At 73.1% G+C, this 26,698-nt stretch carries 18 protein-coding genes, 2 pseudogenes and 1 riboswitch; of the genes and pseudogenes, 5 read left to right on the top strand and 15 right to left on the bottom strand.

Annotated features, from left to right (window positions below):
• Positions 1-51: 51 nt before the first annotated feature.
• Positions 52-348, top strand: a complete 297-nt coding sequence (locus M2266_RS16525; protein WP_277438885.1) for a hypothetical protein — start codon at positions 52-54, stop codon at positions 346-348.
• 168 nt (positions 349-516) lie between these two features.
• Here M2266_RS16525 and M2266_RS16520 read toward each other — a convergent pair whose 3' ends face one another.
• The 9 genes from M2266_RS16520 to M2266_RS16480 all read right to left on the bottom strand — a co-directional run bounded on the left by M2266_RS16520 (position 517) and on the right by M2266_RS16480 (position 11,605).
• Positions 517-1,443, bottom strand: a complete 927-nt coding sequence (locus M2266_RS16520) for an endo alpha-1,4 polygalactosaminidase (protein WP_277438884.1) — start codon at positions 1,441-1,443, stop codon at positions 517-519.
• Entirely contained in the window at positions 1,440-2,144 is a 705-nt protein-coding gene (locus M2266_RS16515; protein ID WP_277438883.1) for a spherulation-specific family 4 protein, read from the bottom strand. The genes M2266_RS16520 and M2266_RS16515 overlap by 4 nt, the downstream gene beginning before the upstream one ends.
• Complete coding sequence (locus M2266_RS16510; protein ID WP_277438882.1) at positions 2,141-3,157, bottom strand: NAD(P)-dependent oxidoreductase; 1,017 nt, start codon at positions 3,155-3,157, stop codon at positions 2,141-2,143. Before M2266_RS16510 ends, M2266_RS16515 begins: the two co-directional genes overlap by 4 nt.
• A 9-nt stretch (positions 3,158-3,166) precedes the next feature.
• Entirely contained in the window at positions 3,167-3,880 is a 714-nt protein-coding gene (locus tag M2266_RS16505; RefSeq protein ID WP_277438881.1) for a sugar phosphate nucleotidyltransferase, read from the bottom strand.
• A 73-nt stretch (positions 3,881-3,953) separates the two neighbouring features.
• Positions 3,954-4,946 carry an SDR family NAD(P)-dependent oxidoreductase gene (locus M2266_RS16500; protein ID WP_277438880.1) on the bottom strand — a complete coding sequence of 331 codons (993 nt, stop codon included), beginning with the start codon at positions 4,944-4,946 and terminating at the stop codon, positions 3,954-3,956.
• Positions 4,947-4,996: 50 nt separating this feature from the next.
• Positions 4,997-6,418, bottom strand: coding sequence for a hypothetical protein (locus M2266_RS16495; RefSeq protein WP_277438879.1), 1,422 nt, complete (start codon positions 6,416-6,418; stop codon positions 4,997-4,999).
• Entirely contained in the window at positions 6,415-7,971 is a 1,557-nt protein-coding gene (gene pelF, locus M2266_RS16490; RefSeq protein ID WP_277438878.1) for a GT4 family glycosyltransferase PelF, read from the bottom strand. Before pelF ends, M2266_RS16495 begins: the two co-directional genes overlap by 4 nt.
• A 174-nt stretch (positions 7,972-8,145) precedes the next feature.
• A complete protein-coding gene (locus tag M2266_RS16485) occupies positions 8,146-10,383 on the bottom strand; it encodes a hypothetical protein (protein WP_277438877.1) in 2,238 nt (745 codons plus the stop codon).
• 571 nt (positions 10,384-10,954) lie between these two features.
• Positions 10,955-11,605, bottom strand: coding sequence for an N-acetylmuramoyl-L-alanine amidase (locus tag M2266_RS16480; RefSeq protein ID WP_277441233.1), 651 nt, complete (start codon positions 11,603-11,605; stop codon positions 10,955-10,957).
• Positions 11,606-12,010: 405 nt separating this feature from the next.
• Positions 12,011-12,156: riboswitch (cyclic di-AMP (ydaO/yuaA leader) on the top strand.
• A 90-nt stretch (positions 12,157-12,246) separates the two neighbouring features.
• Here M2266_RS16480 and M2266_RS16475 point away from each other — a divergent pair.
• Positions 12,247-13,164, top strand: coding sequence for a M23 family metallopeptidase (locus M2266_RS16475; protein WP_277438876.1), 918 nt, complete (start codon positions 12,247-12,249; stop codon positions 13,162-13,164).
• Positions 13,165-13,302: 138 nt separating this feature from the next.
• Here M2266_RS16475 and M2266_RS16470 read toward each other — a convergent pair whose 3' ends face one another.
• The 6 genes from M2266_RS16470 to M2266_RS16445 all read right to left on the bottom strand — a co-directional run bounded on the left by M2266_RS16470 (position 13,303) and on the right by M2266_RS16445 (position 20,503).
• Positions 13,303-13,710, bottom strand: coding sequence for a hypothetical protein (locus M2266_RS16470; RefSeq protein ID WP_277438875.1), 408 nt, complete (start codon positions 13,708-13,710; stop codon positions 13,303-13,305).
• An 85-nt stretch (positions 13,711-13,795) separates the two neighbouring features.
• Positions 13,796-14,815: a hypothetical protein gene (locus M2266_RS16465; protein ID WP_277438874.1), complete on the bottom strand. Its 1,020-nt coding sequence runs from the start codon at positions 14,813-14,815 to the stop codon at positions 13,796-13,798.
• A gap of 92 nt (positions 14,816-14,907) precedes the next feature.
• Positions 14,908-16,380: a PrsW family intramembrane metalloprotease gene (locus M2266_RS16460; RefSeq protein WP_277438873.1), complete on the bottom strand. Its 1,473-nt coding sequence runs from the start codon at positions 16,378-16,380 to the stop codon at positions 14,908-14,910.
• Positions 16,381-16,488: 108 nt separating this feature from the next.
• Positions 16,489-17,355: a tRNA (guanosine(46)-N7)-methyltransferase TrmB gene (gene trmB, locus M2266_RS16455; RefSeq protein ID WP_277438872.1), complete on the bottom strand. Its 867-nt coding sequence runs from the start codon at positions 17,353-17,355 to the stop codon at positions 16,489-16,491.
• Between the two features lie 106 nt (positions 17,356-17,461).
• Positions 17,462-18,709 (bottom strand): L-2-hydroxyglutarate oxidase, encoded by a 1,248-nt coding sequence (gene lhgO, locus M2266_RS16450; RefSeq protein ID WP_277438871.1) that lies wholly within the window; start codon positions 18,707-18,709, stop codon positions 17,462-17,464.
• A gap of 378 nt (positions 18,710-19,087) precedes the next feature.
• Positions 19,088-20,503 carry an MFS transporter gene (locus M2266_RS16445; protein ID WP_277438870.1) on the bottom strand — a complete coding sequence of 472 codons (1,416 nt, stop codon included), beginning with the start codon at positions 20,501-20,503 and terminating at the stop codon, positions 19,088-19,090.
• A 982-nt stretch (positions 20,504-21,485) separates the two neighbouring features.
• On the opposite strand from M2266_RS16445, the pseudogene M2266_RS16440 reads away from it, so the two are divergent.
• The 3 genes and pseudogenes from M2266_RS16440 (at position 21,486) to M2266_RS16430 (ending at position 26,644) form a co-directional block, all read left to right on the top strand.
• A pseudogene (locus M2266_RS16440) lies at positions 21,486-23,825 on the top strand (asparagine synthase-related protein).
• A gap of 296 nt (positions 23,826-24,121) precedes the next feature.
• A pseudogene (locus M2266_RS16435) lies at positions 24,122-25,343 on the top strand (DNA polymerase III subunit delta').
• 554 nt (positions 25,344-25,897) lie between these two features.
• Entirely contained in the window at positions 25,898-26,644 is a 747-nt protein-coding gene (locus tag M2266_RS16430; protein WP_277438869.1) for a hypothetical protein, read from the top strand.
• Positions 26,645-26,698: the final 54 nt, after the last annotated feature.

Raw genomic sequence — 26,698 nt, 5'->3', positions numbered from 1 at the left:
ACGTCGTGGCTCCTCGGACGAGGAACCACTCTCCCCAGAAGGGCCTCATCCATGACCGTGCTCAAGCGCGCACTCGGGTCCACCCTTGCCGCCGGCGCCCTCCTGCTGACCGTCGGCGCCCTGCCGGCCGGCGCCCAGACCGCCGTCACCGGCCAGGCGGTCTTCGTCGGCAAGGCGTACAGCGGCAGCGCCTTCGCCTCGAGCCTCGCCGCTTACAACAGCGCCCGCGCCCAGGCCACGGCAGCGGGCTACACCACCGCCCAGTGCTCGCTGACCCTTGCCCCGGTCGCCTTCCGGATCAGCCCGACCCTCTGGAAGTCCACCGCAGCGCTCACCTGCAACGCCTGAGGAACGACGCCGCCCTGGTGCTCTGGTCGGAAAGGTTCACCGGTTCGCGACGCCCGGCACGGCACTTCGCTGCGTTGTCGGAGTCGTCCGAGAAGCCCGGTACGAGGACGACCCTCCGCCGTGCGACGCACCGCGCCGGACGCCGCGAACCAGGCAAACCCTTCCGGCCTAGCAGGGCTCTCGCCACGCGTCGAGGTTCAGGTGCTTGAGCATCGAGGTGAGGCGGAGCCGGCGGGCGGTGGGACAGAACGTGGCCGTCGGCACGGAGTACTCGGCGTGGAAGACCGCCTTGCCCGCGGTGATGAACGGGGTCAGCTCGTCGCACTCGTCGTACTCGGCGCACTGCTCGTTGACGGCGAAGTCGAAGTCGCCGACCAGCTGGGGGATCTGCTCCAGGTCGTTCTTGAGACCGACCGCCATCCCGCGCGCGTGGGCGAGCCCGGCGAGCATGCGGTTGTAGGCGAGCTGGTCGGCGGCGGTCAGCGGGAAGCCGGTGTGGTTGGTGTACGCGTCCATGAGATCGGGTTCGACCGCGTCGAAGCCCTTGGCGCGGCACAGGTCGAAACGCCTCGCCATCAGGGGGCGCAGCAGGTCCACGCGGCGGATGTCGAGCCACCGCTCGCCGTCCCAGCCGTTGCCGAGCCCGAGGAGCGCGGCGGGGAATGTCGTCCGGTCGGGGCGGTAGTCCTCCCACGCGCCCGCGTTGACGTAGCAGATGACCTTGCGGCCGGCGGCGTGCAGCCGGGCGACGGTGGCCGCGTCGTTCTCGAAACCGTCGATGTCGTAGACGGGTACGTCGATACGTGTGTCGACCTTGCCGCTGAGCTGCCACTGCCAGGCGGTGCCCGGGTGCGGCCGCCAGCGGTCGGCCGGCGGCGCGGGGATGGGGGAGGGGACAGGGGAAGGAACGCGAGAGGGGACGGGGGAGGGGCGGCGGACGTCCGGAGCGGGGACGGGCGAGGGGCGGCGGGCGTCCGGGGCGGGGCCGTGGTCGGGACCTGGACCGGATGCGGAAGCGCAGGCCGCGAGCGGCAGGAGCAGCAACGGGAGGAGGAGTGCCAGAGGCCGGCGGCCGGTGGTGGACCTGCGCTTCAACGGCGTTCCTCCTGAGGGTGCCGGTGCCGACCGTGGGAAGCGTCGATGAGATCCGGGGACACACCCTGCCAGGGGTTGGCCCCGCTTCCCGGGACCGCGCAGTGCACGGCCGCGCCGCGCAGCCCGGCGGTACGGGAGGCGAGGCCGCAGAACTTGACGGGCACGTCGTACACCAGATGGCAGAAGCGCTCCGCCGGATACCGCTTCGTCCAGGCCGGCACGGCCGCCGCCGCGCGGTACGTGGCCCAGCTGCCCTCGAACGTCACCAGCAGGTCGGCGATCTCGGCGTACCCGGGCGCGGGGTGCGCGCCCGGGTTGAGGACGACGGTCCGGGACCCGCCGACGCGCGCGGTCCGCGCCAGCCAGCGGTAGTAACTCACCAGCCCGATGTCGGCCGCCGCCTGGTCGAAGAAGACGCCGTCCGTGCCGTACCACGTGCGGTGGTGGCGCAGGTCGGCGACGACCGCGTGGGTGGGGCGGCGGCCGTACGCGGTGTCCACGTATCCGAGGACGCGCACCCCCGCCGCCCGCAACTCCCCGGCCACCGCTGTGAAGGCGGGGTCGCGGACCGTGCCCGGCCCGTCGGCGACGTTCAGCACGACGCCGTAGAGCAGGTCGGCCGCCCCCACCAGCGTCCGCCAGGCGCCGGGGTCGACGGCCGGGTGGACGTAGAGCGGGACGAGGAGCTTCCCGCCGGTCATGGCGCGGCCGGGACCCAGATCGGCGCGGAGACCACCGCCCGGGGCGGATCCACCGCGGCAACCGGCGCCGGCGACCCCTCGTTCCACAGGTCCGCGAGCGACTGCGCGAGGGTGAGGCGCGGACGCCAGCCCAGGGCCGCGACCGCCGCCGAGACGTCCGCGCGCTGCCAGGAGACCGACGCCGAACGGTGTGATCCCTGCCCGCTCTCCTCGATCCGGCCCTGGAAGCCGGACGCGACGATCAACCCGTCCGCGATCGCGCGCACCGGCGTGGCGCCGCCGCCCGCGACGTTCAGGAGCCGTGGCAGCGGCCCCGGGGCCATGGCGGCCAGCACAACGGCCCGCGCCACGTCGCGCACATCGATGTAGTCGCGGTACGCGGACAGGTCGCCGACGCGGATCACGCCGTCCGCGCCGTCCGGGAGCGCCCGGCGCAGCTCGGCGACGAGCCGGCCGGGGAGGCTCGCCTCCGGCGACCCCGGGCCGACCGGGTTGAAGACCCGCAGCACCGTGGCGTCCAGCGGCGACTGGGAGACGATGAGCGTGCCGGCCAGCTTCGTGGCCCCGTACGCCCCCTGCGGCAGCGTCGGCGCGGACTCGTCGATCGACCGGCCGGGGGCCGTGGCACCGTACTCGCCGGCCGAGCCGAGGTGGACGAGACGGGCGGCGGGCGCGGCCCGCCGCAGCGCCTCGCACAGGACGGCGGGCCCACGGGTGTTCAGCTCGGCGAGCCGCAGCGGACTGCTGCCCACCGCTCCCACGCAGTTGACGACGGCGTGGGGGTCCAGCGCCCGCAGCGCCTCCGTCAGCGCTTCGACGGAAATGGTGGCCAGGTCGATCGGCAGGCTGTCGACCAACGGGCCCGGCGGCGAACCCGGTGGCAGATCATGGGATGGGGGAGTGGGGGTGGTCCGGCCGCCGCCGAGCACCCGCACGCCCGGGAGGGCGCGCAGTTGCCCGGCGACGTGGGCGCCGAGGAATCCGGTGGAACCCAGACAGAGGACACGTCGCATGGTGTCGGCTCACGCTCCCTTGAGCAGCAGGCCGCGGTGGGTGGTGAACTCGGCGTTGGCGCGGTCGTAGTCGTCGGGACGGCCGATGTCGAGCCAGTAGCCGTCGAAGTCGTACGCGCTCGGCGGTGTCTCGGCGTTCAGCAGGTCGATCACCAGCTCGTCGAAGCCGAGCGGCAGCCCCGGCGTGTAGTCGAGCAGCGTCGAACGGGACAGGCCGTAGACGCCCATCGAGACCCGGTAGTCGATGCTCGGCTTCTCGGTGAAGGCCACGACGTTGCCCGAGTCCGTGGTCAGCACCCCGAAATCGATGTTCACCTTGCGGTCGTAGGTGGCGATGGTCAGCGGGCCCTCCGTGGTCTCGTGGTACCGCAGCACGTCCCCGAAATCGAGGTCGGTGAGGATGTCGCCGTTCATCACGAGGAAGTGCTCGGGCAGCCGGTCGAGCATGGTGAGCAGCGGCCCCATCGTGCCGAGCGGGCTGTCCTCGGTGGAGTAGCCGACGCGCATTCCCCACTGCGATCCGTTGCCGACATAGGCACGGATGATGTGGCCCAGGTGGCCGATGGCGATGGTGCAGGTGGTGAAGCCGGCGTTCGCCAGCTGCCGCATCACGATCTCCAGGATCGCGTGCTGGTCGCCGATCGGCACGAGCGGCTTGGGCAGGGCGGTCGTGTACGGCAGCAGCCGGACGCCCTTGCCTCCGGCCAGAATGACTGCGTGCATGTGGTGGGCCCCCTTCTGGCCTGGCGGCCAGACGTCGTGTGCTGGTAGGCGTCGGGTCAGGTGTGGTGCGGAGTCAGATGTTGTAGAGCGCGGTCTTGTAGCGGGCGAGGTTCGCCGGGTCGCGGAAGAACGCGATGGTGGCTTCCAGCCCCTGTTCCAGGCTGTGGTCGGGCGCCCAGCCGGTCGCGTCCCGCAGCCGGGTGGCGTCGCAGACCAGCCGCATCACCTCGGAGCCCGCGGGCCGGATGCGCTGTTCGTCCTCGACGACGTCCAGTTCGGTCTCCATGAGCTTGCCGATCAGCTGCACCAGGTCGCCGACGCTGATCTCGCCGCCCGTCCCGGCGTTGAAGGTCCGCCCGACCACGCTCCCGGCGGGCGCGGTCCCCACCGCGAGGAACGCGCGCGCGGTGTCCCGCACGTAGCTGAAGTCGCGCGTCGGCCGCAGGTCGCCGAGGGTGATGGTCCGCTCCCCGGCGGCCACCTGCCCGATCACCGTCGGGATCACCGCCCGCATGGACTGCCGCGGCCCGAAGGTGTTGAACGGCCGCAGCGTCACCACCGGCGTCCCGAAGCTCGCGAAGTAGCTGTCCGCCAGCCGGTCGCCGCCGGCCTTCGAGGCCGCGTACGGGGACTGGGTGTTGATCGGGTGGTCCTCGGAGATCGGTACGGTCTGCGCGGTCCCGTACGTCTCGCTGGTGGAGGTGTGCACCAGCCGCGGGATCTCCAGGTGACGGACGGCCTCCAGCACGTTCAGCGTGCCGGTGACGTTGGTGTCCACGTAGGAGTGGGGCGCCCGGTACGAGTACGGGATCGCGATCAGCGCGGCCAGGTGGTAGACGGCTTCCACCCCCTCCACCAGCTCGCGGACGGAGCCCGGGTCGCGGACGTCACCCAGGACCACGTCCACCTGGCTCATCGTCTCCGCGTCCAGGGTCTCCAGCCAGCCGAAGGACGAGAACGAGTTGTACTGGGCCATGGCGCGTACCCGGTGGCCCGAGGCGACGAGCGCCTCCACCAGGTGTGAGCCGATGAAGCCCTCGGCGCCGGTGACGGCTACCAATGTCATGTCGGATGCTCCGGTTTCTCGAATCGTTTGCAAGGGGACGGTTCCGGTTCTCAGCGGTGGGACGTGGCACGGCCCAGCAGCGAGCAGGCGATGGCGATCAGTACGGCCGCCGCGCTGGCGCAGGCGACCACCTGCACGACCGGATGGTCACCGAACTTCCAGCACAGGAAGGCCACTTCGATGACGGCGGCGGCCAGGCAGACCAGCGCGGCGGGCCACGCGGCGCCGAACGCCTGGAGCAGCAGCGAGAGCCACAGCACCGCGCCGAGCGTCAGCAGCGCGCACAGCCGCAGCGGGCCGGGTGCCGGCGCGCCCGGCCACAGCGCGGTGAGGGCCGCCGCGAGCGCCGCGAGGACGGTCACGTACCCGGCCAGGCACCGCAGCAGGGCCGAGGCCGACCGCGTCCTGAAGCCTCCGGCGTCGACGCTGCGCCGGAGCGCGCTGACGCCGCGGCCGCGGAACCGGTACAGCAGCCACTCGGCGGCGCCCATGCTCAGCGTCAGCGCGACCGCCGAGACACCCGCGCCCAGGGCCAGCACGAGGACCAGCACCGCGCTGGCCAGCCCGTACAGCCCATACGGAACGGAGGCGGTGAGCGGCGGGGGCGCGGGTGCGCCCACCTCGGGCGGCGTGCGCAGCCCGCGGATGACCTGCCGGCCGGCGACCAGCAGCGCCGCCACCGGCGTCGCGATGACCAGGCAGGCCCGCAGCGCCGGGGGCAGATCCCACACCAGCAGCAACGTGGCGCCCACCGTCGTCGGGGCGAGCGCGAGCAGCAGATCCCGCTCCCGGCCCAGCACCAGCAGCGCCGTCGCCGCCGCCAGGTAGCCGGACTGCCCCACGGCGAAGGCGGCGTCACTGCCCCGCGACGCGAACCCGACGGCGATCGCCGACGCGAGCAGCGCCCCCGCCGGCGCGCCCCGCAGCAGGCAGCGGGCGGTCGCCCGCCGCCCGTCCGAGCCGAGGCGCAGATAGGCGCGGTGCGCCAGCGCCTGGTTCCAGGCCCAACCGGCGAGCGCGGCGGCGGACAGCGCGACCGTTCCGGCGGGCAGCCCGAAGGCGTCCGGCGGACCCGCCAGGAGCGTCCCGCCCAGCACGTACGCCAGCCCCGGGAGCCCGAAGACGATCCCCCGCAGCAGGCACTGCCAGGGGTTGATGCGCCAGGGGTCGGGGCCGGGCTCCGGCGCGGGGTGCCGGCGCCTGCCCGCGCTCCGCGCGTGCAACTCCTCGGCCAGCTCGAACAGATCGGACCGCCCGTACCGCTGCACGATGAGCTCGTGCGTCAGCCCGTCGGACTCCAGGACGGCGGCGATCTCGTCCGCGTGCACCGCGGCCGCGCACACCTCGTCGAGGCGCTCGGCCAGCTCCTCCAGCGGATCCTCGGCCCAGGAAGGCCGACGGCGCTGCCGTTGCCTGGGCACCGTCGGCAGCGTGCTCCCGTCCTGCGGGACGAGGCGCAGCGGGCCGCTCACTGGGCGGCCTCCGTGACGGTGTCGTCGTCGGCCCCGGACTCCAGGACCGGCTGGACGTGCAGGCCGGGACCCTGGATACCGGGCCCGTGGTGGCTGCGCGCCTGCCATTCCACCCCGACGGGGGTGAGGACGAGCCACGGCTGCTGGGCCGACAGTTCGGTGTAGATGCCGCGGAACGTCTCGATCGTCTGGCGCAGCGTGAACTGGTCGATCACCCGCAGCCGCGCGTCCCACCCCATCGACGCCCTGGTCGCCGGGTCGCGCAGCAGCGCGAGCGCGGCCTTCGCCATCGCGGCGGGATCGCGCGGCGGCACCACGAGACCCGCTTCGCCGACCGCCTCCCGTACGCCGCCGACATCCGTCGAGACGGTGGCGCGCGCGCAGGACATGGCCTCGATGAGGGTGAACGGGAAGCCCTCGCTGATGCTGGAGAGCATCACGACGTTCCCGGCCGCGTACGCGTCGCGGATGTCCTCGACGCGCCCCTCGAACGTCACCGCGTCACCGACGCCCAACTCGCCCGCCAGCGCGACGCACCGGTCGCGGTACCCCTCACCACCCCGCGGTGTCCCGCCGAAGAGCCGCAGCAGCGCCTGCGGCAGCTCGGCCCGCACCAGGGCGAAGGCGCGGATCAGCGTCTCCAGGTCCTTGATCGGGTCGATCCGCCCGGCCCAGCTGAGGGTCGGCACGGCCGGTTCCGGGCCGGCCATCGGGAAGGCATGGGGGTCGACGCCGTTGTAGACAGTGCGGATCCGCTCGGGCGCGGTCCCGCCGCGCTCCTCCCAGCGCCGGTTGTAGCGGCTGCCCGGGGTGACGAGCGCGGCCCGGCGGTACGCCTCCTCGGCGAGCAGCCGGTAGAAGCCGAGCATGAGGGCCTTCACGGGCCAGCCGTACGGTCCCGTCCGGTAGCCGAGGTACCGCTCGCGCAGGTAGACGCCGTGCTCGGTGAGCAGGAACGGTGTGCCGTGCTCGTGGTGCGCCATCAGCCCCGGCAGGGTCGCGAGACCGCCGCTGACGGCGTGCGTGATACTTCCCGGTTCCGGTACCGCGCGGAGTGGACGCAGCGCGTGTTCCAGCAGGTCAGTGGCGGTGAGCGCATCGTGCAGGGTGGGCCGGGAGGCCGCGGCGGCGACATGCGGCCGGTTCCAGACGTGGGTCAGGGTGCGCAGTGCGTCCTCGGAGCGGAGTGCCGCGGAGAGTGAGCCTTCGCGGGCCAGTGCCGCCAGCGCGTACAGCTGGGGGGCGAACTCCGTTTCGGCGGCCGGGTCGAGCAGCGACAGCAGGAAGCGTTCGTAGCCGGCCCGGAACAGCTGCGACTGGCGGCCGCGGGGCGCGCGGCCCGTCGGCTGGTTCCCCCACAGCGGTATTTCGGTGAAGTCCCGTACATTGCCCGGAAGATCCCAGGTAAGAGCCTCCCGCCCGGTGCCGGTCACGGCTATCAGGCGGAAGTCGAAGTCCGGCATTCCGCGGACGAGTTGGTCGCACCACACGCTCACTCCGCCGTGGCTGTGCGGGTATGTGCCTTCGGTCAGCAAGGTCACCTGGGTCTGCATGGCGAATCGGTCCCCCCACGGGTCCGTCGGTGAATGCGCCGCGTACGGTCCTTCGCGGCGCTGGAGGGCGCTGGAGCGCCGGCTGTGTGCCGGCGGCTCCAGCGCCGCTGCATCGGTGTTTCCGTGCTCTCTGCGAGGTCGCTCAGCAACGGCGCGAAGCCGCCGCCGGGCCGGCTACCGCCGTGCTGACCTGGTGTTGCGGTGCTGCTTCTTCTTGGCGGTGTCACCGGGGCCGTACGGAACCGGGTCGGTCGCCCCCGTCGGCACGGGCAGCACCTGCGCCGAGTCCGTCGCCTTGGCGGTCTGGGCGCTCTGGGCGGCCTTGGCCGGCGTCGCGGTGACGGCGGCGGGTGTGGCGGCGGCCGTGAGCTTGAGCGTCACCGAGCCCTGCAGCGCTCCCGGCGCGACCCAGCCGGACAGCTGTCCCGCGTAGCCGGCGCCGAAGGCGGTGGTGCCGATGAGCTGCGCCTGGCGGGTGCCGGCGGGCATGCTCGCGGTCGTCTGCAGGCCGCTCGGCGCGGTGACGGTGACGGTGTCGCCGATCCGGTAGGCGGTGACCTTGTTGGCCTTGACCGCCGCGTCCCAGGCCGTGCGCTTGGCCAGCTCGGCGGAGATGTCGGCCATCTTGAGGGTCACGATGGGCGTGGAGGCGGCGTACAGGTTCTTGTAGTCGCCGAGGATCTTCTCCATGACCGGATAGGCGATCCGGTCCTCGGCGAAGTTCGACTGGTGGACGTAGTGCGGGCGCGGGTTGTTGGACAGCACGTGCGCCAGGTCCGTCCGTGCCTCCAGCGGCACGATGTACGACGCGTAGCCGGTCGCCGTGTCCAGCGGCGCGTCCAGGCAGGTGGACGTCGCGGAGCCCTCGCAGATGCCGCTGCCGCCGTCGGCCGCCCTGGTGTAGATCCAGTTGTACTCGTCGACCTCCTCGCTCGCCCGGCCCGCGTTGTAGAAGACGTTCATCGGGAAGCGCGGCACCGTCAGCGCCGGTCCGACCTTGCGCTGCTGCGGGTCGCGCGAGTTGTCGCTGCCGAGCACCGTCACGCCGGTCGCGGTCAGCGAGGTGAGGAGGTTCGGGTTGTCGACGGGCTGCTGCGGCAGGATCTTCAGGCCGGAGTGCTCCCCGGTGAGCAGCTCCTGCTTGTTGACGGTGAGGCCGTGCTGCGTGGCCCAGGTCGTGTTGTCCTTGATCTGCGCGGTGATGTCCGCCTTGCTGGTCCACACCGTGGCGCCGGTGGCGGTGGTCTGGCACTTCCACGGCACCACGGAGACGTCCTGGACGCAGCCGAGGTACGGGTGCGTGTAGGTGTGGTTGACCCAGCGGTACGCGCTCTTGTCGGCGAGGAGCTGCGTCGCGAGCGGGTCGGTCCCGTCGTGCTCCGCCTTGTAGTCCTCGCTGCCGCCGCCGTTGTACATCAGGTCCGGGGCGAAGCCGTTGGCCGTCGACCACTGCTTGAGGTAGGTGGCGTCCGCCGGCGTCATCCGGATGGGGTCCGGGTCCGACTGGTCGGTGCCGACGGCGCAGTCCACGTCGCCGGGTGTGCAGTTGAGGGTGGGGTTCCAGCGGTCGTCGCCGAGGAACACGTCGTCCATGTGCAGGGCGAAGTAGTTCCGGTCGGCGCCGAGGTGGACCCCCTGGGTCATCCACTCGACCATGCCGCGGGCGAGCAGCCGGAACTGCTGCTGGTACTGGTTGTAGACGAAGGTCACGACCAGTTCGCGCCGGCCGTCGTGGCTGTACTGCCCGACGAGCGAACCACGGGCGGTGCTCCCCTGGATCGGGGCGTCCACGTAGCTGGTGAACGAGGAGCCGGCGGTCTGGGTCGCGAGCGGCGTGGCGAGGAAGGCGTAACTCTCCCCCTGGGTCGGCGAGTTGTCCTCGAAGGGCACATCGCCCTTGAGGTAGCCGAAGGGCCCGGCCGTGGCCGTCACCGCGGCGGTGACCCCGTCGAGCGAGCCGATGTAGCCGGGGTCCTGCGCGTAGTTCAGCCCGACTTCGGGCCGGGCGTAGGTGTACGCGTCGACCTGGGGAATGCCGAAGGCCGTCTCGTACGCGGCGAGCGCCGCCATTTCCGCGGACCCGGCGCCGAACGGGTTGTCGTTCGGCAGGACGACGGCCTGGAACTTGGCACGCGGCCTGCCGCTGACCGTGTCGCTCAGATAGGCCGCGGTGATCTGCGGCCGGCCGGCGCTGTTCAGGTCGACCGTGGTGTAGGGCGTGCCCGCGCTGTCGAGTTCGGCGGTGATGGCCTGCGTGGCCGGCCCGCCGTCGTCGACGACGAGCACCCGCAGATCGATCCTGGGTGTGACGGCCGCGGCGGTGGCCGCGGAACTCACTCCGGCCGCGGGCCAGGTGAGGCTGAGCATCGCCGCGGCGGTACACGCGGTGGCAAGGCGGGTTGTTCGACCCATGGATTCCTCCCCCGGGAGGGCATGCCAGGACAGCCCTCTGAGGCGCCCCCGGCCCTCCCTAATTCCAATGAACTGGGTTGCGGTGGGATAGGCACGACCTTCAGATCTCCCCGTCATGAGGTCGCCCGTGTCACATCGTGGAGCAAAGGGCAGACTTTGTGGAGGGGAATCGAGAAGGCGGTGATAAAAACACAACACTGCTCATTTCCGAAAGCGGATCTCGGGCCTTCGGAGTAGCGGGTGGGGCGGGAGCGAGCCGGGTGGGGGGTGGGTTTTCGCAGGTTGACGTACGCATGAGCGATTAGTAGTCAGCGGAAACGTTAAAGCGGGAATACGATGGCGGGGGCATTGAGTTACGAGGTGGGGTGCTCTCGTGGCCGGCCCTCGGCGGACTGGAATTCCCGAATAAGTTACTGTCCAGGATTTGTCTTCGCTGTGTTCTGGTTGTGTAACAGCGGGAGGCGTGGCGGAGGGTGGGCATGCGGAGGTTGGGCATTAGGGCTGCCGCGTCGATTCGCGATTGCGGGCGGGGCCGGCGGCGGTGCTCGCGGCGGTGCTCGCGGCGGGGGCGTCAGACGCCGTTGACGAGCCGGATGTACCGCACCCAGTCCCAGTGGGGCCCGGGGTCCGTGTGGTCCGTGCCGGGAACCTGCACGTGGCCGATGATGTGGTCGCGGTCCTTGGGTATCCCGTACTTGTCGCAGATCGCGGCCGTGAGCGCGGCGGAGGAGTGGTACATCGCCGTCGTGAAGTACGCCGGCTGGTCCACCCACCCCTCGTGCTCGATGCCGATACCGCGCGTGTTGTAACCCCAGTTGCCCGCCTGCCAGGCGATGTCGTGCTCGCGCACGCACTGCCCGATCGACCCGTCCGACGACTTGACGACGTAGTGCGCGCTCGCCGCGTGCGCCGGGTCCTGGAAGAGCCGGATGGTGTCGGTGTAGGTCTCCTGCGTGACGTGGATGACCACGAGGTCGATCGGATAGCTCGTGGTCCGGTTCGACGCCGTGTAGTTGCCCGTGCTCGCGGGGGACCAGACAGCCGACGGGTAGTCGACCGACGCGGCCGCGGCATCCGCGTCGGCGTCGGCGCGTATCGAGTTGGCGAGGCCGGCCGCCGCCACGGCTCCCAAGGCGAGGCCGCCGCGCAGCAGTGTGCGCCGCGACGTCGCGGTGGTCGCGGGGGTACCGGAAGCGCCGGGGGTGCCGGGCGTGCCGGGCATGCGGTCCATGGGGGCTCCCTGGGACGTCATGGTGGGTGGGTGCATGACCATCGGGTGGGGCCCGACCATGGTGGGCCCGGCGCGTCAACGCTGCCAAGGGCCAGGCGAATTGGCAGTGGTCCAGACCGGTGAAGACTCGCGCCGGATGAAGTCCGCCGCGCCCTCGTGCGACGTCGTCAGATATCCGGTTGTCACGTTCCGTGATGGAGTCACCTCGCTCCGCATAACGACTGACGAACGCTCACATCACCGTCGGATCACTCCGATCATCCTCGTTCGCCCGATTGCATCCATTCCACCCCATTAATCACCCTCGCCAACTCCCCACTTCGGCTTGGAAAACACCCCCCGCTCAATTACCGTTCGATAACGCAGCGCGGTCGTCACTGCCGCCGTAGAGGCGGCACCGTGCGCTTGCCGAATCCCGTCCGCGGGAACCGGGGACCCACTACTTGGGGTGAATCGGGCCGACCTCGTCACGAGCCGGCCCGTAGGAGACCTTCCTGCTCCGAACCCGTCAGCTAACCCGGTAGGCGAGAAGGAAGGAAAGGAGAGCGCCACCCGTGGCGTCGAATCACCCTGCCTACGCCCCTACACCCGAGGCTCCAGAAGCCGGGGAATGGGACGAATGGAGCCCCGCCGTGGACTCCGCCGCCTCGGACCGGAACAGGCACCGGCTTCCCAAGCAGCGTTCCATAGCCCGTGGTTCGACCGTATTGAGTGTCGCGGCCGTGGCCGCGATGGGCGCGGGCGGAATGGCGGCGGCCGCCGACAAATCGCCGGTGCCCATCTCGCTCCCTGATCTGCCCGAGTTGCCGGGGATCGACGCCCTCGTCACGGACGACGCGCCGCCGCCCGCGGTGTCCGCGCCCGCGAGTTCGAACGCCCGGACCGCCGGCGCCGTCAGCCCCTCATGGTCCGCCGACGCGGGCGAGGCGCTGCGCGTCCGCATCCTCGACCACGTGGCCCAGGAGCGGGACGCGGCGGACCGGGCGGTGCGCGACGCCGCCGCCGGCGAAGCGGCGGCGACGGCCGCCAAGGAGGCCGCCGCGCAGAAGGTGCGCGACGCCGCGACGGCGGCGAAGGCGGAGGCCGCCGCCAAGAAGAAGGCCGCCGAGGCCGCCGCCGCGAAGGCCGAGGCGGAACGCCTCGCCGTACTCGCGGCCTCGTACACCAAGCCGGTCGCCTCGTACTCGCTCACCGCGGGCTTCGGGCAGTCCAGCTCCCTGTGGGCCACCACCCACACCGGCCAGGACTTCGCGGCCCCCACCGGCACACCGGTCTCCGTGATCCACAGCGGCACCATCACCTCGGCCGCCTGGGCGGGCTCGTACGGCTACCGCGTCATCCTGACCCTCGATGACGGCACCGAGATCTGGTACTGCCACCTCTCCACCATGGTGCGCACCTCGGGCAAGGTCGGCACGGGCGAGACCATCGGCCGCGTCGGCGCCACCGGCAACGTCACGGGCCCGCACCTGCACATCGAGGTCCGCCCCGGAGCCGGCGACCCGATCGACCCGATGCCGTGGCTGCGCGGCCACGGCATCGACGTCTGACGGACGGCCACCACAGACCACCCGCGAAACCCGACGGCCCCGGCGACCCCCCGCACCGGGGCCGCCGGCATGCCCCGATGACCGCGAGTGCCCTGGCCGTTGCGGACCGCCCCTGACCGTCCCGGACCGCTCCGGACGCTACGACAGGTCGACGATGTCCTCGGCGTAGAGCGTCTCCAGCGGCCGGGGGCCGATGTACTGCTGGCAGTTGCAGGGCCGGGCCTCGTACGAGACGGGCTTCTTCTCGGCGTCCCACGCGGTCGGCGCCTGCACCACCTCGTGGCACTTGCCCTGCTTGTCGTGCTTGGCCAGATGGTGCGTGCAGCCGCAGATGGCCTCCGGCGGCCGGTTCGCCGCCTGCAGCGCCCGCTGCTTCTCGCCCTCGGCGGAGATCAGTTCGACCTTCCGCTCGTGCCGGGTGCGCATGGCGTGCCGGAACCGGTTGCCCCACCAGCCGCCGCCCGACAGGACGACCCACGCAATGGCCCACACGTACCAGCCCACGACCGACCGCCCCCATCCTCCGCTGACCCGCCCGCACCTCATGTGGCGTGAGTCTGCATCGTAGTAGCCGCGACAGCCGCAATCACCGGGGCAGCACCCCTTGCTCCAGCCCGACCGCCGGCAGCCCTTAGGCGGTGCCCGGTCTGCCGCAGTGCTCGGCGTAGGGGACGGGGGCGCCGCACCAGCAGGGGCTGGTGCGGGGCGGGGGCCAGGGGGTGGCGTGGCCGCGGGCGGCCAGGGAGGTGGCGTAGGCCGCGGGGAGGGACGGGGTGGCCGGGGGGAGGGCCTGGGTACGGGCGTAGGCCTCGTACGTGGGGAGGGTGGCGGTGACGACGCCGAGGTGCGGGACGCCGGTCGCGGAGAGGGCGTGGAGGGCCTGTTCGACGCTGCGCAGGTGCTCGGGGTAGCTGCCGTAGTCGGCGGCGAAGACCGGGTACCGGGTGAGCAGCGCGACGAGTTCGGCCTCCGGCCAGTACAGGACGGCCAGCGGGTACGGGCGGGAGAGGGCGGCCCGGTGGTCGGCGAGTTCGGTGCGGAGGCGTTCGATCTCGCGGCGGACCTCGGCGGGGTCGTCGGAGCCCAGCGACCAGAGGCGTTTGGGGTCGTGCAGCTCGTCGAGGGGGACCGGGGCGCTGTGGACGTAGTCGGCGAGGTGGTCCCGGTCGTCGTGGGACTCGCCGAGGAGCCGGCGGACGCGGTGCCGGGTGATGAGGATCCGGCGGGCCTCGTACGTGACCTCGTCGGGGGTGAGGAAGTGGTCGGTGGCGTCCTCGAGCCACGCGGCGGCGGCCGGCAGGTCGTCATGAACCTCGAAGGTCTCACCGATGATCTGCCACGGCGGCAGGGTCGCCGGGGCCTGCGCGCGGACGCTCAGGGCGAGCTCGCGGGCCTGCTGCTCGGCGCCCGTGTCCCACAGGGCGGAGACCTTGAGCGCCTGGACGAGGGCGGGGCTCGAGACGGGGTCGGAGGGAGGGTCCGAGGTGGGGTGGAGGAGTTCGTCGTAGAGGGCCAGGGCCTCGGCCGGGCGCTCGGCGAGGATCCACTGCGCGGCGGCGGCGAGGAGCAGCTCCTCGCGGTCGTCGGGGTACTCCAGGACTTTTCGCAGGAGCCGCTCGGCCTCGGCGGCATGTTCGCGCTGCTCGGACATGGTTGGACGCTACTGCGATGTTCCGGCGCGGGCCAGAGTGCGGGTGGGGCGCGGGCCGGGCGCAGGGGAGCACCGGGGATCCGTCGGGCGGGTCAGAGGTTCTGGCCGCCGTAGGGGGGTGGCTGCCGGCCGTACGGGTGGGCGTAGGGCTGGGCCTGGGGTTGGTCCTGGGGCTGGGGTTGCGCCGGGGGCTGCTGGGGGCCGTACTGGTGGCCGTACTGGCGTTGCGGGTACGGACCGATCTGCTGTTGCTGCCACTGGCCCCAGGCCGCCGGTCCTGCGGGGCGGGTGGCCCAGGCGGCGTGGGTGAGGGCGGGCTGGGCGACGTCCTTGCGCTGCCACAGGTGGTGGAGGAGTTCCTGCTCGCGGGCCGTGAAGTGCGGACCAGCGGTGCCGCGGGCGGCGGCGGCGCGGAGGAAGGCGAGGTGGGTCGCGAAGGCGATGTACTCGCGGACCGTACGGGCCGCCGCGTCGCCGTGCGCGCGGCGGGCGGCGGCACGGGCCACGCTGCGGGCCTTCATCGAGGCGAGGACGACGGGTTCCGGCGGGGTCAGCCAGCCGGCCATCGCGTAGACGGGGAGCTGGGCGCGGATGGTGGCCAGCTCCTTCGACCTCGACCAGATCGCGAGCCACACGACGAGCGCGAAAACCGGGATCATGACCGCGCCGTACATCGCCAGGAAGCCGAGCGGGGCGAGTGACGCCGAGCTGTTCCACACGCCGTGCAGGAGCATCGCGAGCAGCCAGCCGCCGATCGGGGCGAGCCAGCGCCAGGGGCGGCCCGGCCGGGTCATGGCGGCGATCGCGAAGCCGGTGCCGGTCATGGCGGTGAAGAGCGGATGCGCGAAGGGCGTCATCACGACCCGGACGAAGAACGTCGCCGCGGTGGAGGACTGCAGGCCGGAGGAGCCGTAGGCCTGGTCCTCACCGAAGGCCGAGCCCAGGTAGAGGATGTTCTCGGTGAAGGCGAAGCCGGTGGCGGTGAGGCCGGCGACCACGATGCCGTCGACGACGCTCTCGAAGTGCCGGCGCCGGAAGAGGAACAGCAGCAGGATCGCGGCGCCCTTGGCCGTCTCCTCGACGAGTGGGGCGACGAAGGTCGCGCCCCAGGTGTCGGTCTGGGACGGACTCGCCGTGAAGGTCGTCGCGAGGAGCTCGGTCGCGTACTCGTTCGCCAGTATCGCCACCAGCGTCGCGGCGCACGCGCCCCACGCGAAGGCGAAGACCAGGTTCTTCCACGGACTCGGCTCGACCCGGTCGAGCCACACGAACGCCCAGATCAGCACCGGCACCGGCAGGATCGACAGGGCGAGGCCGACGAAGAACCCCTCCGTGCCTATCTGCTGCCGCACCAGCGCCAGGATGATCACCCCGCACAGCGCGAGCAGGGTGAAGAGGGCTCCGGCGCGTACCGCCTTGCTTTCCCAGAAGGCGCGGCGCGGCGTGTAGTGCCACTGCTCCGGAGCGGTCGGGACGGTGGTGAACTCGGGCGTCCGGCGAGCGTGGTCGGGGTACTCGGGGACCGGATGGTCCGAGGAGTCGGGCGAATGCGAGTACGAGGACACCAGTCGACAGTACGGGGGAGACCGGGTGTACGCGATGCCCTTCCCCTCACGTCTTCGCCGGCGGTCCGATCGAGGCCGATTCGGATTCCGCTTAGCTTCCACCAGGGGTTAGCGGCGAGTGAAGAGCAGGTCGTGGACGATGTGGTCCTTGGCCAGTCCCTGGCGCTCGAACTTGGTCATGGGACGGAAATCGGGGCGTGGGGCGTAACCGTCGCCGTACTGGTTGGTGAAATCCGGACTCGCGGAAAGCACCTCCAGCATCTGTTCCGCATACGGTTCCCAGTCGGTCGCGCAGTGGAGGGTCGCGCCGGGGCGCAGGAGCGGCGCCACGAGGGTCAGGAACGCGGGCTGGATCATCCGGCGCTTGTGGTGCTTGGCCTTGGGCCACGGGTCCGGGAAGTAGATCCGCAGCCCCGCGAGGGAGGCCGGCGGGAGCATGTCGCGGAGCAGCACGATCGCGTCGCCGTTGGCTACCCGGACGTTCGTCAGGCCGTACTGGTCGGCCAGGTTCAGCAGATTGCCCTGGCCGGGGGTGTGCACGTCGACGGCGAGGATGCCGGTGGCCGGGTCGTCGGCGGCCATCCGCGCCGTGGCGTCGCCCATCCCGAAACCGATCTCCAGGACGACGGGCAGGTCCGGGTCCCCGAAGAGCTCGGCCAGGTCGAGGGGCGAGCCGTCCAGCTCCACGCCCCACTCCGCCCAGTGCCGCTCCAGCGCGCCCGCCTGCGCGTCGGTGACGCGGCCGCGGCGGGCGTGGAACGTCCGGATGCGGTGCTCCTCGCGGGAGCCGGCCGGGTCCGGTGCCGGACCGTCGGGGAACTTCACCGGCCGGGCGGCGCGCCGGGCCCGGGCAGCCGCTTCCGGGGTGGCCGCCGCGTCGGGGACGGCCGCTTCGGCGGTGGCGGGCGCGTCGAGGACGGCCACGTCGGGGGCGGCGGCCGCGGGGGTGCTGGGGGGAATGGGTGAGCTAGACACGATGGGGTGATTCTACGGGCGTGGCGAAGCCGCCCGGATCGGCGGGAGAAGCCGCCCGGGTCGGTGCACAGCCCGGGGCGGGGGTGGCGCGGCCCCGGGGACCCCGCTACGCCGCCTGCAGGGCGGCCAGCGCCGACAGGGCCCGGCGGGCCACCTCGCGGCCGATCGGGAGCGACGCCGTCGCGGCGGGCGAGGGCGCGTTCAGCACGTGGACGAAGGGTCCGGAGCCGCCGAACAGGAAGTCGTCGACCAGGGTGCCGTCCCGGAGCACCGCCTGCGCGCGGACGCCGGCGGCCGCCGGTATGAGGTCCGACGGGCGCAGCGCGGGCAGCAGGCGCTGCGCGGCGGCGGTGAAGGCGCGCTTGGACAGCGAGCGGTGGATCTCGCCGATCTCGTACCGCCAGTGGCGGCGGGCGATCTTCCACGTGCCGGGGTAGCCGGCGACCTCCGCCACGTCCCGGGCGCGGAACGTGCGGCGGTGGTAGCCCTCGCGGGCCATCGCCGGGACCGCGTTGGGACCGAGGTGCACCCCGCCGTGGACGTCACGGGTGAGGTGGACGCCGAGGAACGGGAAGGCCGGGTCGGGGACCGGGTAGACCAGACCGCGGACCAGGCCGGTACGGGACGGTTTCAGCTCGTAGTACTCGCCGCGGAACGGCACGATGCGCATACCGGGCTCGTCGCCCGCGAGGCGGGCCACCCGGTCGCAGTGCAGTCCCGCGCAGTTCACCAGGGTCTTCGTGCGGATCTCGCCGGCGGTGGACTCGACGACGATGCCGGCGCCGTCGGGACCGGAGCCGGTGGTGCGGGTGATCGAGCGGACCTCGGCGCCGTACCGGATCCTGGCGCCGGCGTCGGTGGCGAGCCGGGCCATGGTCGCGGCCACCGCGCCGTAGTCGCAGATGCCGGTGGAGCCGACGTGGATGGCGGCCAGGCCGGCAGCCTCCGGTTCGTACTCCTGGATCTGGGCGGGGCCCAGCTCTCGCACCACGATGCCGTGCTCCCGGCCGCGCTGGACCAGGGCGTGCAGCCGGGGCAGCTCGTCCCGCTCCGTCGCGACGATGAGCTTGCCGGTGATCTCGTACGCGATGTCGTGCTCCGCGCAGAACTTCGCCATCTCGGCGGAGCCCTGGAGGGCGTAGCGCGCCTTGAGCGAACCCGGGGGGTAGTAGATCCCGCTGTGGATCACCCCGCTGTTGCGGCCCGTCTGGTGCCGGGCGGGGCCGGGCTCCTTCTCCAGGACCGTCACGCGGGTGCCGGGCGCCGCGCGGGTCAGCGCGTAGGCCGTGGACAGGCCGACGATGCCCGCCCCGATGACGACGACGTCGTTCACGTCATCGGCGTACGGTCCCATGCCACCTCCCCCACTCCGCGTCCCCGGCCGGCCGGCCGGTCGCCCCCATCATGGGCCCCCATCGTGAGCCCCCGCCATGAAGCCCCTGCGATGGGGGCCTCGCCATGAGGCCCCGCCGTGCCGCGCCGAGCCTCATCCGAAGACATCCCCATCATGAACTGGCCCACTGACAATCGTCGCAAACCCTTGCGGGGCAAGGTGTGTGGCCCGATTGCGCACTCCGTGGACCGCGCGGCGACCCACGGGCGGTCCGGCCGCGGCCCCCGCTATGACCGGATCGCGGCCCCCGCTACGACCGGAGCCACGATCCGGGCCGGGACCTGAGCCACGATCCGGGCCGGGACCCGAGCCACGATCCGGTACACGACCCGGCCGGCGTCACGCCGGCGCCGCCAGCAGCGGCCGGGCCCGTTCCCGCAGTTCGACGACGCGCGGCTCGTTGCCGTACGGCTCCAGCCGGTGCAGCAGGTCACGGACGTACTCCGTGGTGCGCGCGGACGAGATGCGCCCGGCGACCTCGACGGCCTTGGTGCCCGCGGCGCAGGCGGCGTCCAGGTTCCCCGATTCGAGTTCGGCGACGGCCGACACGACGAGGCGCAGTCCGTGTGAGCGGACGTACTCCTCCGTGGGCCGGGCCAGCGCCTGTTCGGTGAAACGCTGCACCTGGCGGGGTACCCGCAGGTCGCGGTAGCACTCGGCGGCGTCGGCGGCGAGCCGGTCGTAGGAGTAGAAGCCGAGCCAGGCGGGATCGGCGTCGCCGTCCCGGGAGCGCTCCAGCCAGGACTCGGCCGCCGCGAGGGACGTGGCGCACGCGGCGGCCTCGCCGGCCTTGGCATGCGCGCGGGCCTCGACGAGCTGGAAGAAGCTCATCGTGCGGGCGGTGGCCAGGCCGCGGTTACGTTCCAGGGCCGCCTGCGCGAGGTCGACTCCCTCATCGGCGAAGCTCCGGTACGTGGCCTGCAGGGACATCGACGCCAGGACGTAGCCGCCCAGCGGGACGTCGGCCGCCGCGCGGGCCAGCCGCAGCGCCTGGATGTAGTAGCGCTGCGCGGCCTCCTGCTGGCCGGTGTCGAAGGCCATCCAGCCGGCGAGCCGGGTGAGCTCCGCCGTGGCGCCGAAGAGGGAGCGGCCGACCTCGTCGCTGTACGAGCCGAGCAGCAGCGGCGCCGCCTCGACCCGCAGGCATTCGGGGACCATGCCGGAGCGCCAGTCGCCGCCGCCGTACTTCGAGTCCCAGCGGCGGGCGTCGTCGGCGGCCTCACGCAGCTTCGCCACGTCCGAGTGCCCGACGTGGGCGGTGCCGGGCGCGGGGGCGTCGCGCGCCACCAGGGCGTCGGCCGGGGTGATCAGCCAGCGCGAGGCGGGGGTCACGTACGCGCTGACCGCGAAGGAGCCGGCCAGGCTCTGCCAGATGCCGGTGCCGCCGGCGCCGCGGCGGCCGGCCAGGTCGAGCCGCCACAGGTCGGTGGCGGACTTCACCGCCTCGCCGACGTCGCGCGGGAAGGCGAGCCCGACCTCGGGCGCCGGATCGGCGTCCGCGAGCCCGATCTCGTGCAGCGGGACGGGACGGCCGAGCTTGCTCCCTATCGCCGCGGCGATGAGGTGCGGCGCGGCACCCTGCGGCACCATGCCCTTGCTGACCCAGCGAGCCACCGAGGTCTTGTCGTAGCGGAGGGTCAGGCCCCGTTGCGCGCCCAGGTCGTTGACCCGGCGGGCGAGGCCCGCGTTACTGATGGCGGCCAGGGCGAGTAGGGTGCCGAGTTTCTCGTTCGGCCCGCGATGTTCCTTGTTCACTGCGGTTCACCTCGCGATGCCGCTGGGGGCAGGCCGGACGGCCCGGTCGGATCTCGGGGGGTCGGTGGTAACGGAGTCCTGGGCGGGAACCGGTGTGGGAGCGGGGGGCGGCGGTGGCTGCCTCCCGGGAGAGCACAGCATGGCCACTCCTCGTCTGAGCCGGGAACGTCGGCCGGGGGGCGTCGTACGGCGGGGCGGACCGGACCGCCGGCGTCGGAGGCGCCGGGAACGGAGGACCCGCCGGGAACCCGGGAGGTGCCGGGAGGGCTGGACGAGCCGGGCCGTCCGGACACGCGAGGGCCGCGCACGTGGACCACGCCCTTTTGCCACCCCCTCGACACAAAGAACGGCCGTCCCAGCCCCTCTTGTGGAGGCTGCGATGTCTGTGGAGCCCGATTCGGCCAATGTCGCGGACAAATCGGGCCCCGAGATGCCAGGACGCTCGCTACTCGGGTACACCCAGCGTAGTTCGCCGCATCCCGACCGTTAAGGGGCCTGTCCCGGATGGCGGGATTGCGGCCCCCAAAAAGTGCCCGTGCTCCCGGTATATGTGGCTGTGCGCCTGCCCGTGCGCTCTGTGCGGCCCTGAGCGGGGGCGCTTCCATGGACGGGTGGGTCGGCCCGTGGCCTCGACAAGCGGCAATGGCAAGAGACGGCGGGCCAGGGGGCTCCGCCGCCACAATCCCCGCGGGCGGCGGACCGGTCCGGGAGGCGTGCGGACGCCTCCCGGACTGTTACTTCTACGCGGCTTATGTCGCGTATATGCACCGCATCGAACGCGCATCCGGCGAACGGCATATCAACTCCGGCATGTGCCAGCCACTTTGGCGTGAAACCGACGTTTGGCTTCGCGCGGACGACCCGGCGCTCCTCCCTGCGCCCATGCGCCTCCTTGTGCGCCGTGCCATGGCAGCATGTTCCTCAGGCGGAGCGGCAGTTCGCATGCCGCGCGGCCAGTGGTCCACGGCCTGTGGAGGCGGCGATGCGGTGGTTGGTGGGGTGGAGCAGTGCCGCGGCGGGATCACTTCCGGGCACGACGGCCCGTACGGTCCTCCCGGTTGGCGCGCAACTCCTGTGGGGCGACCCGGATCCGCTCTGGGCGGTCGGCGACTGGCGTCCCGACGAGGTCCGGGTGATCGACGCGGACCCGGCCGGCGCCACGTTCCCGGGCGGCGCGGGCACCTACTCCGGTTCGGGATCCGGCTCGGGTCCGCGTTCGGGATCCGGTGCGGCCTACGGAGGCAACGGCTACGGAAGCGGCAGCAACGACTACAACGGCAGCGGCCGTGGCACCGGTAACGGCTACCGGGGCGCCAACGGCTACGGGGACAGCAACCGCAGTACCTACGGCGGCGGTCACGGCAGCGGCTACGGCAGCAGCCACCCCGCCATCGCCCGTATCGCCATCCTCGGCCGCTGCCACGCGAGCGACGCCCAACTGCGCGTCGGGCTCTTCGCCGCCCGCGGCGGCGCCCTGCGCCACCTCACCGCGTGGCCCGGCAGCTACACCGCCGTCCTCCAACTCGGCCGCCGCATCACGATCCTGGGCGACCTCGCCGGTGCCCGGCCCGTCTTCCACACCCGCTGGGCGGGCGGCACGGCCTTCGCGACGGCCGCGCTCCCGCTCGCGGACCTCACCGAGGCGGGACTCGACGTCACCCACCTCGCCGCCACCCTCGCCTGCCCGGACTCGCCCGAGGCGCTCGGCGACGGGACCCCGTACCTCGGCGTCCGGCGGGTGCCGCCGGGCCACGCCCTGATCCTGCGCGACGGCGTCCCCGAGATCAGCGGTTACGAGGCGACCGCGTCGCTCGCCGTCGGCAACCAGACGTCCGCCTCCGACACCGAGGCGGCGATCACCGGGGTCCGTGACGCCCTCGTCGACGCCGTGCGGGCCCGGCTCGCGCAGCCGCGCTTCATCCCCGACGCAGGAGAGGCGCCGTCCCCCGGCATCGGCGCGGACCTGTCGGGAGGCAGCGCCTCCGCCACCCTCGCGCTGCTCGCCGCCGGACTGCCGGGCATGCCCGGCACGCCGCTCGGGCACGGTTCCTCGGCCGGTCAGCGGCTGCTGGCCGTCACCTTCAACGACCTGGCGGGCGGCGGAGTGCAGTCCCGCGACGCCGAACTCGAACGGGCCAGGGCCATGGCCGCCGACCCACGGCTGCACCATGTGGTGGTGCCCGGCGGCGCCGAGGCGCTCCCGTACGCCGAGCTCGGCTCGGGCCCGCTCACCGACGAGCCGGGACCGTCCCTCATCACCGCCGAACGCCACCGCCGCCGGCTCGCCGCGGGCGGCGCCGACCACCTCGTGGGGCACGGCGCCCGCCAGGTGCTCGACGCGCACCCGGCGCGCCTCGCCGACCTGCTCCTGGACCGGCACCGCCGGCACATGCTGCGCCCGGTGGCCGCGCTCGCCACGGCGGACGGCCCGACCGGCCGCTCCGTCCTCGTCCCCTTCACCGTCTACCGGGCGGCGCGGCGGCTGGCCCGTACGCCCTACCAGCAGGGCGTGCAGGACGCCGCGGCCCGGCTGCTGCGGCGGGACTTCGGGTACGGCTACGGCTACGGATCCTCCGCGGGGTCGTCGGGCAACGGCCCCGGTCCCGGCTCGGGCCCGGGATCCGACGCGGGTTCCGGCGCCGCGCTCAACGCCTCCCTCGCCGCGCTGGCCTGGGTGCGGCCGGGCCCGGCCGCCCGCTGGCTCACCGGCGAGGCCCTCGCCGAAGTATCGGTTCGCCTCCAGGAGGCGGCGGCCCGGCCGGCGCCGACGGAGCGGCCGGGCGACCTGCGCGCACGAGCCGCGCTGGCCCGGCACGCCGCCGACCAACCGGGTCTTCGAGCAGGCCGTCGAGGTCCGCAGCCAGCGGCTGCACGCCCCCTTCCTCGACAACCAGGTCGTCCGCGCCTGCCGGGCGCTGCCCGAGGCGCTGCGCGTCCAGCCCGGGGCGCGGGTCTCGGTGTTGCGGGCGGTCCTGGACGGTTCAGGGATCCGGGAGCTGCCGCCGGGCTGGGGCGCCAACTCCCACGTCTCGACCGCCGCCGCGTTCCGCATCGGGCTGCGGTCCTCCGTCGACGAGCTCATAGAACTGTTCGACACACCGCTGCTCGCCGACGCGGGTCTCGTGGAGGGCCCCGCGTCGTCCGCCAGGCCCTGCGGGCCGCCGCCGACGGGGAGGCGCTCCCGCTGGACGGTCTCGGAGAGCTGGTCGCGACGGAGGTCTGGCTCCGCCGGTTGCTGGCCCGCCGCGGATCGTGCTGGACGGGGGCGGACGCTCCGGAGCAGCGCGCTGTGGCGGGCGGGGTGCGTCGCCTCACTATGTGAGGGGTGCGGGGTGCGTCGCCTCGCTACGTGTGGGGTGCGGGGTTCGTCGCCTCGCTACGTGTGGGGTGCGGGGTTCGTCGCCTCGCTATGTGTGGGGTGCGGGGTTCGCCGCCTCACTGCGCGAGAGGTGCGGGGTTCGCGGCCTTACTGCGCGAGGGGTGCGGGCGCGGGCGGAGTCGGCTGCGATCCGTTGTCAGTGCGATGCCCGACAATGGTGCCCAGGGCCGATGGCATCACCCGATGTCATCACCGGATGGCCACGGCAAGGAACGCAGGGCAACCGCAGAGGACTCGCAATGGCGGTGTGGGACGACCTGGTCGGCCAGGACGCGGTGACGGCGCAGCTGTCCGCGGCCGCGCGGGACGCCGACGCGCTGGTGACGGCTCATGCGGCGGGCGCGAAGGGCGCGGATCTGCCGGCCGCGTCCAAGATGACGCACGCCTGGCTGTTCACCGGCCCGCCGGGCTCCGGCCGTTCCACCGCCGCCCGCGCCTTCGCGGCGGCGCTGCAGTGCACGAGCCCGGACCGCGCGCTGGGCGGGGTGCCGGGCTGCGGGTTCTGCGACGGCTGCCACACGACGCTGATCGGGACGCACGCCGACGTCGAGATCGTGGCGACGGATCAGCTGTCGATCGGCGTGAAGGACACCCGTGACCTGGTGCGGCGGGCGGCCATGTCGCCGGCGACCGGCCGGTGGCAGGTGATCGTCCTCGAGGACGCGGACCGCCTCACCGAAGGTGCGGGGAACGTGCTCCTGAAGGCGGTCGAGGAGCCCGCGCCCCGCACCGTCTGGCTGCTGTGCGCCCCCTCGGTCGAGGACGCGCTGCCGACCATCCGCTCCCGCTGCCGGCTGCTGAGCCTGCGGACCCCGTCCGTCGAGGCGGTCGCCGACGTCCTGGTGCGGCGGGACGGGATCGACCCCGAGCTGGCCGCGACGGCCGCGAGGGCGACCCAGGGCCACATCGGCCGGGCCCGCCGGCTCGCCACCGACGAGCAGGCGCGGGGCGCGGCGGGCGACCGTGCTGCGGGTGCCGCTGCGGGTGGACGACGTGGGTGGCTGCCTGAAGGCCGCGCAGGAGCTGGTGGATGCGGCGGCGGACGACGCCAAGCAGGTCGCGGTGGACGTGGACGGCAAGGAGACCGAGGAGCTGCGCGCCGCGCTCGGGGCGGCGGCGGGCGCCGGCAGCCGGATGCCGCGCGGCACGGCGGGCGCCATGAAGGATCTGGCGGACCGCCAGAAGCGCAGATCGACCCGTACCCAGCGGGACACGCTCGACCTGGCCCTCATCGACCTGGCCGGCTTCTACCGGGACGTGCTCGCGGTGCAGGTCGGTTCGAAGGTCGGCATCGCGAACGTCGAGGCGCGCGACGCGATCGAGCGCATCGCGGCGTCGTCCCGCCCGGAGAACTCGCTGCGCCGGATCGAGTCGATCCTGGCCTGCAGGCAGGCACTGGAGCGGAACGTGGCGCCGCTGCTGGCGGTGGAGGCGATGACGCTGTCGCTGCGGGCGGGCTGACGGGGGAGGCCGCGCGCTCCGCCCACCTCCCCGTCCGGCCACGCCCTCCACCTCCCCGTCCGGCCGCGCCTCCCACCTCCCCGTCCGAACCGGCCTCCACCTCCCCGTCCGAACCGCCCTCACCTCCCCGTCCGGCCAGGCCCTCCACCTCCCCGTCCGAACCGCCCTCACCTCCCCGTCCGGCCAGGCCCTCCACCTCCCCGTCCGGACCAATGTGTGTTTCATACTTTGGTGCCTTCGGGTGATCGACGACCGGGACCCGTAACGCCGCCCACCCACCCGTCGTGCCGCGTTGCAGGCTGCAGACAGTGCCGCCGGAGCCCACCCGGGGGCCGCAGTCGTCCCCGAGGTGGTCCCTACCGTGGCTGATGCCGTCCTGTACGCGCTCCTCTTCCTCACCACTGCCGCCGCCCTGGTGCTCGTGCGCTCCGCCCTGCGGCACTGGTGGTCGGAGCGGTGCGGCCGCGTCTACGAGTTGTCGCAGGACCCGCCTCGGTACCACGCTGCGCGCGGCGGCCGCGGGTGCGGCCGTCCTGGCGGCGGTCGCCGTCGGCGTGCCGCTGCTGTCGGAGGACGGCGGCGGGGGCACGGTGACGCCCGTCGCCGCGGACGTCCGGCCGCCCGCGCCTCGCCGGGCGCCCGCCCGGGCACCCGCGCCGCCCGCGTCCTGGTCCGCGCCGCCCCGCACGATCTCCCGTCCGTCGGGCGGCGTCCTGCAGGAGCTCGCCGACGGCACGCGCGTCTGGACACCGGCGCAGTACTCCTACCCGCGCTCCGCGAAGGTCTCCTTCCCCGTGGTGGTCGTCCAGGGGAACGCCGGTGACCAGCGGATCTACGCGGGCTTCGCCGCCCAGGTCCGGCGCGGCCAGGCCGATCCGTTCCTCCTCGTACTGCCGCGCGACTGCGCCGCCGCGGGCCCCGACCTCCACACCGTCGCCCACCACTACCGCACCCTGACGTCCCGCTCGGGCCGCGCGATCCTGGGCGTCGGCGACCGGGCGGCCTGTGCCGTCCGCGAGGCGTTCGCCCACCCCGACCGCTACCGCGCGGTCGCCGGAGTCTCCGGCGCGTACGGGGACGTCGCCGTCCCGTCCCCGACGGGCCGCGGGCAGCTCGCGCTCCTCCTCGCCTACGGCACCGGCGAGAGCGCCGCCCGCGACTCGGCCCGCAGGTTCCGTACGGAGCTGCGGCCCCGGACCGGCGAGGTGCGCGTCATCAGCGGCGTGAGCGGCGGACGTGATCTCTACGCGCGCATCGCCGGCTACCTCACGGAGAAGGTCGACGGGCCGGAGCGCCGGTAGCCGGGCGCCCGGGACGCGGGCGTCGCGCGCTCCACCCGTTCCCACTCGTTCGGC

The sequence above is a fragment of the Streptomyces sp. SPB162 genome (assembly GCF_029504575.1).
In the GTDB taxonomy this organism is placed as follows: Bacteria; Actinomycetota; Actinomycetes; order Streptomycetales; family Streptomycetaceae; genus Actinacidiphila.
The sequence above is the reverse complement of the archived record's forward strand: the minus strand, read 5'-3'. Positions and strand labels throughout refer to the sequence as shown.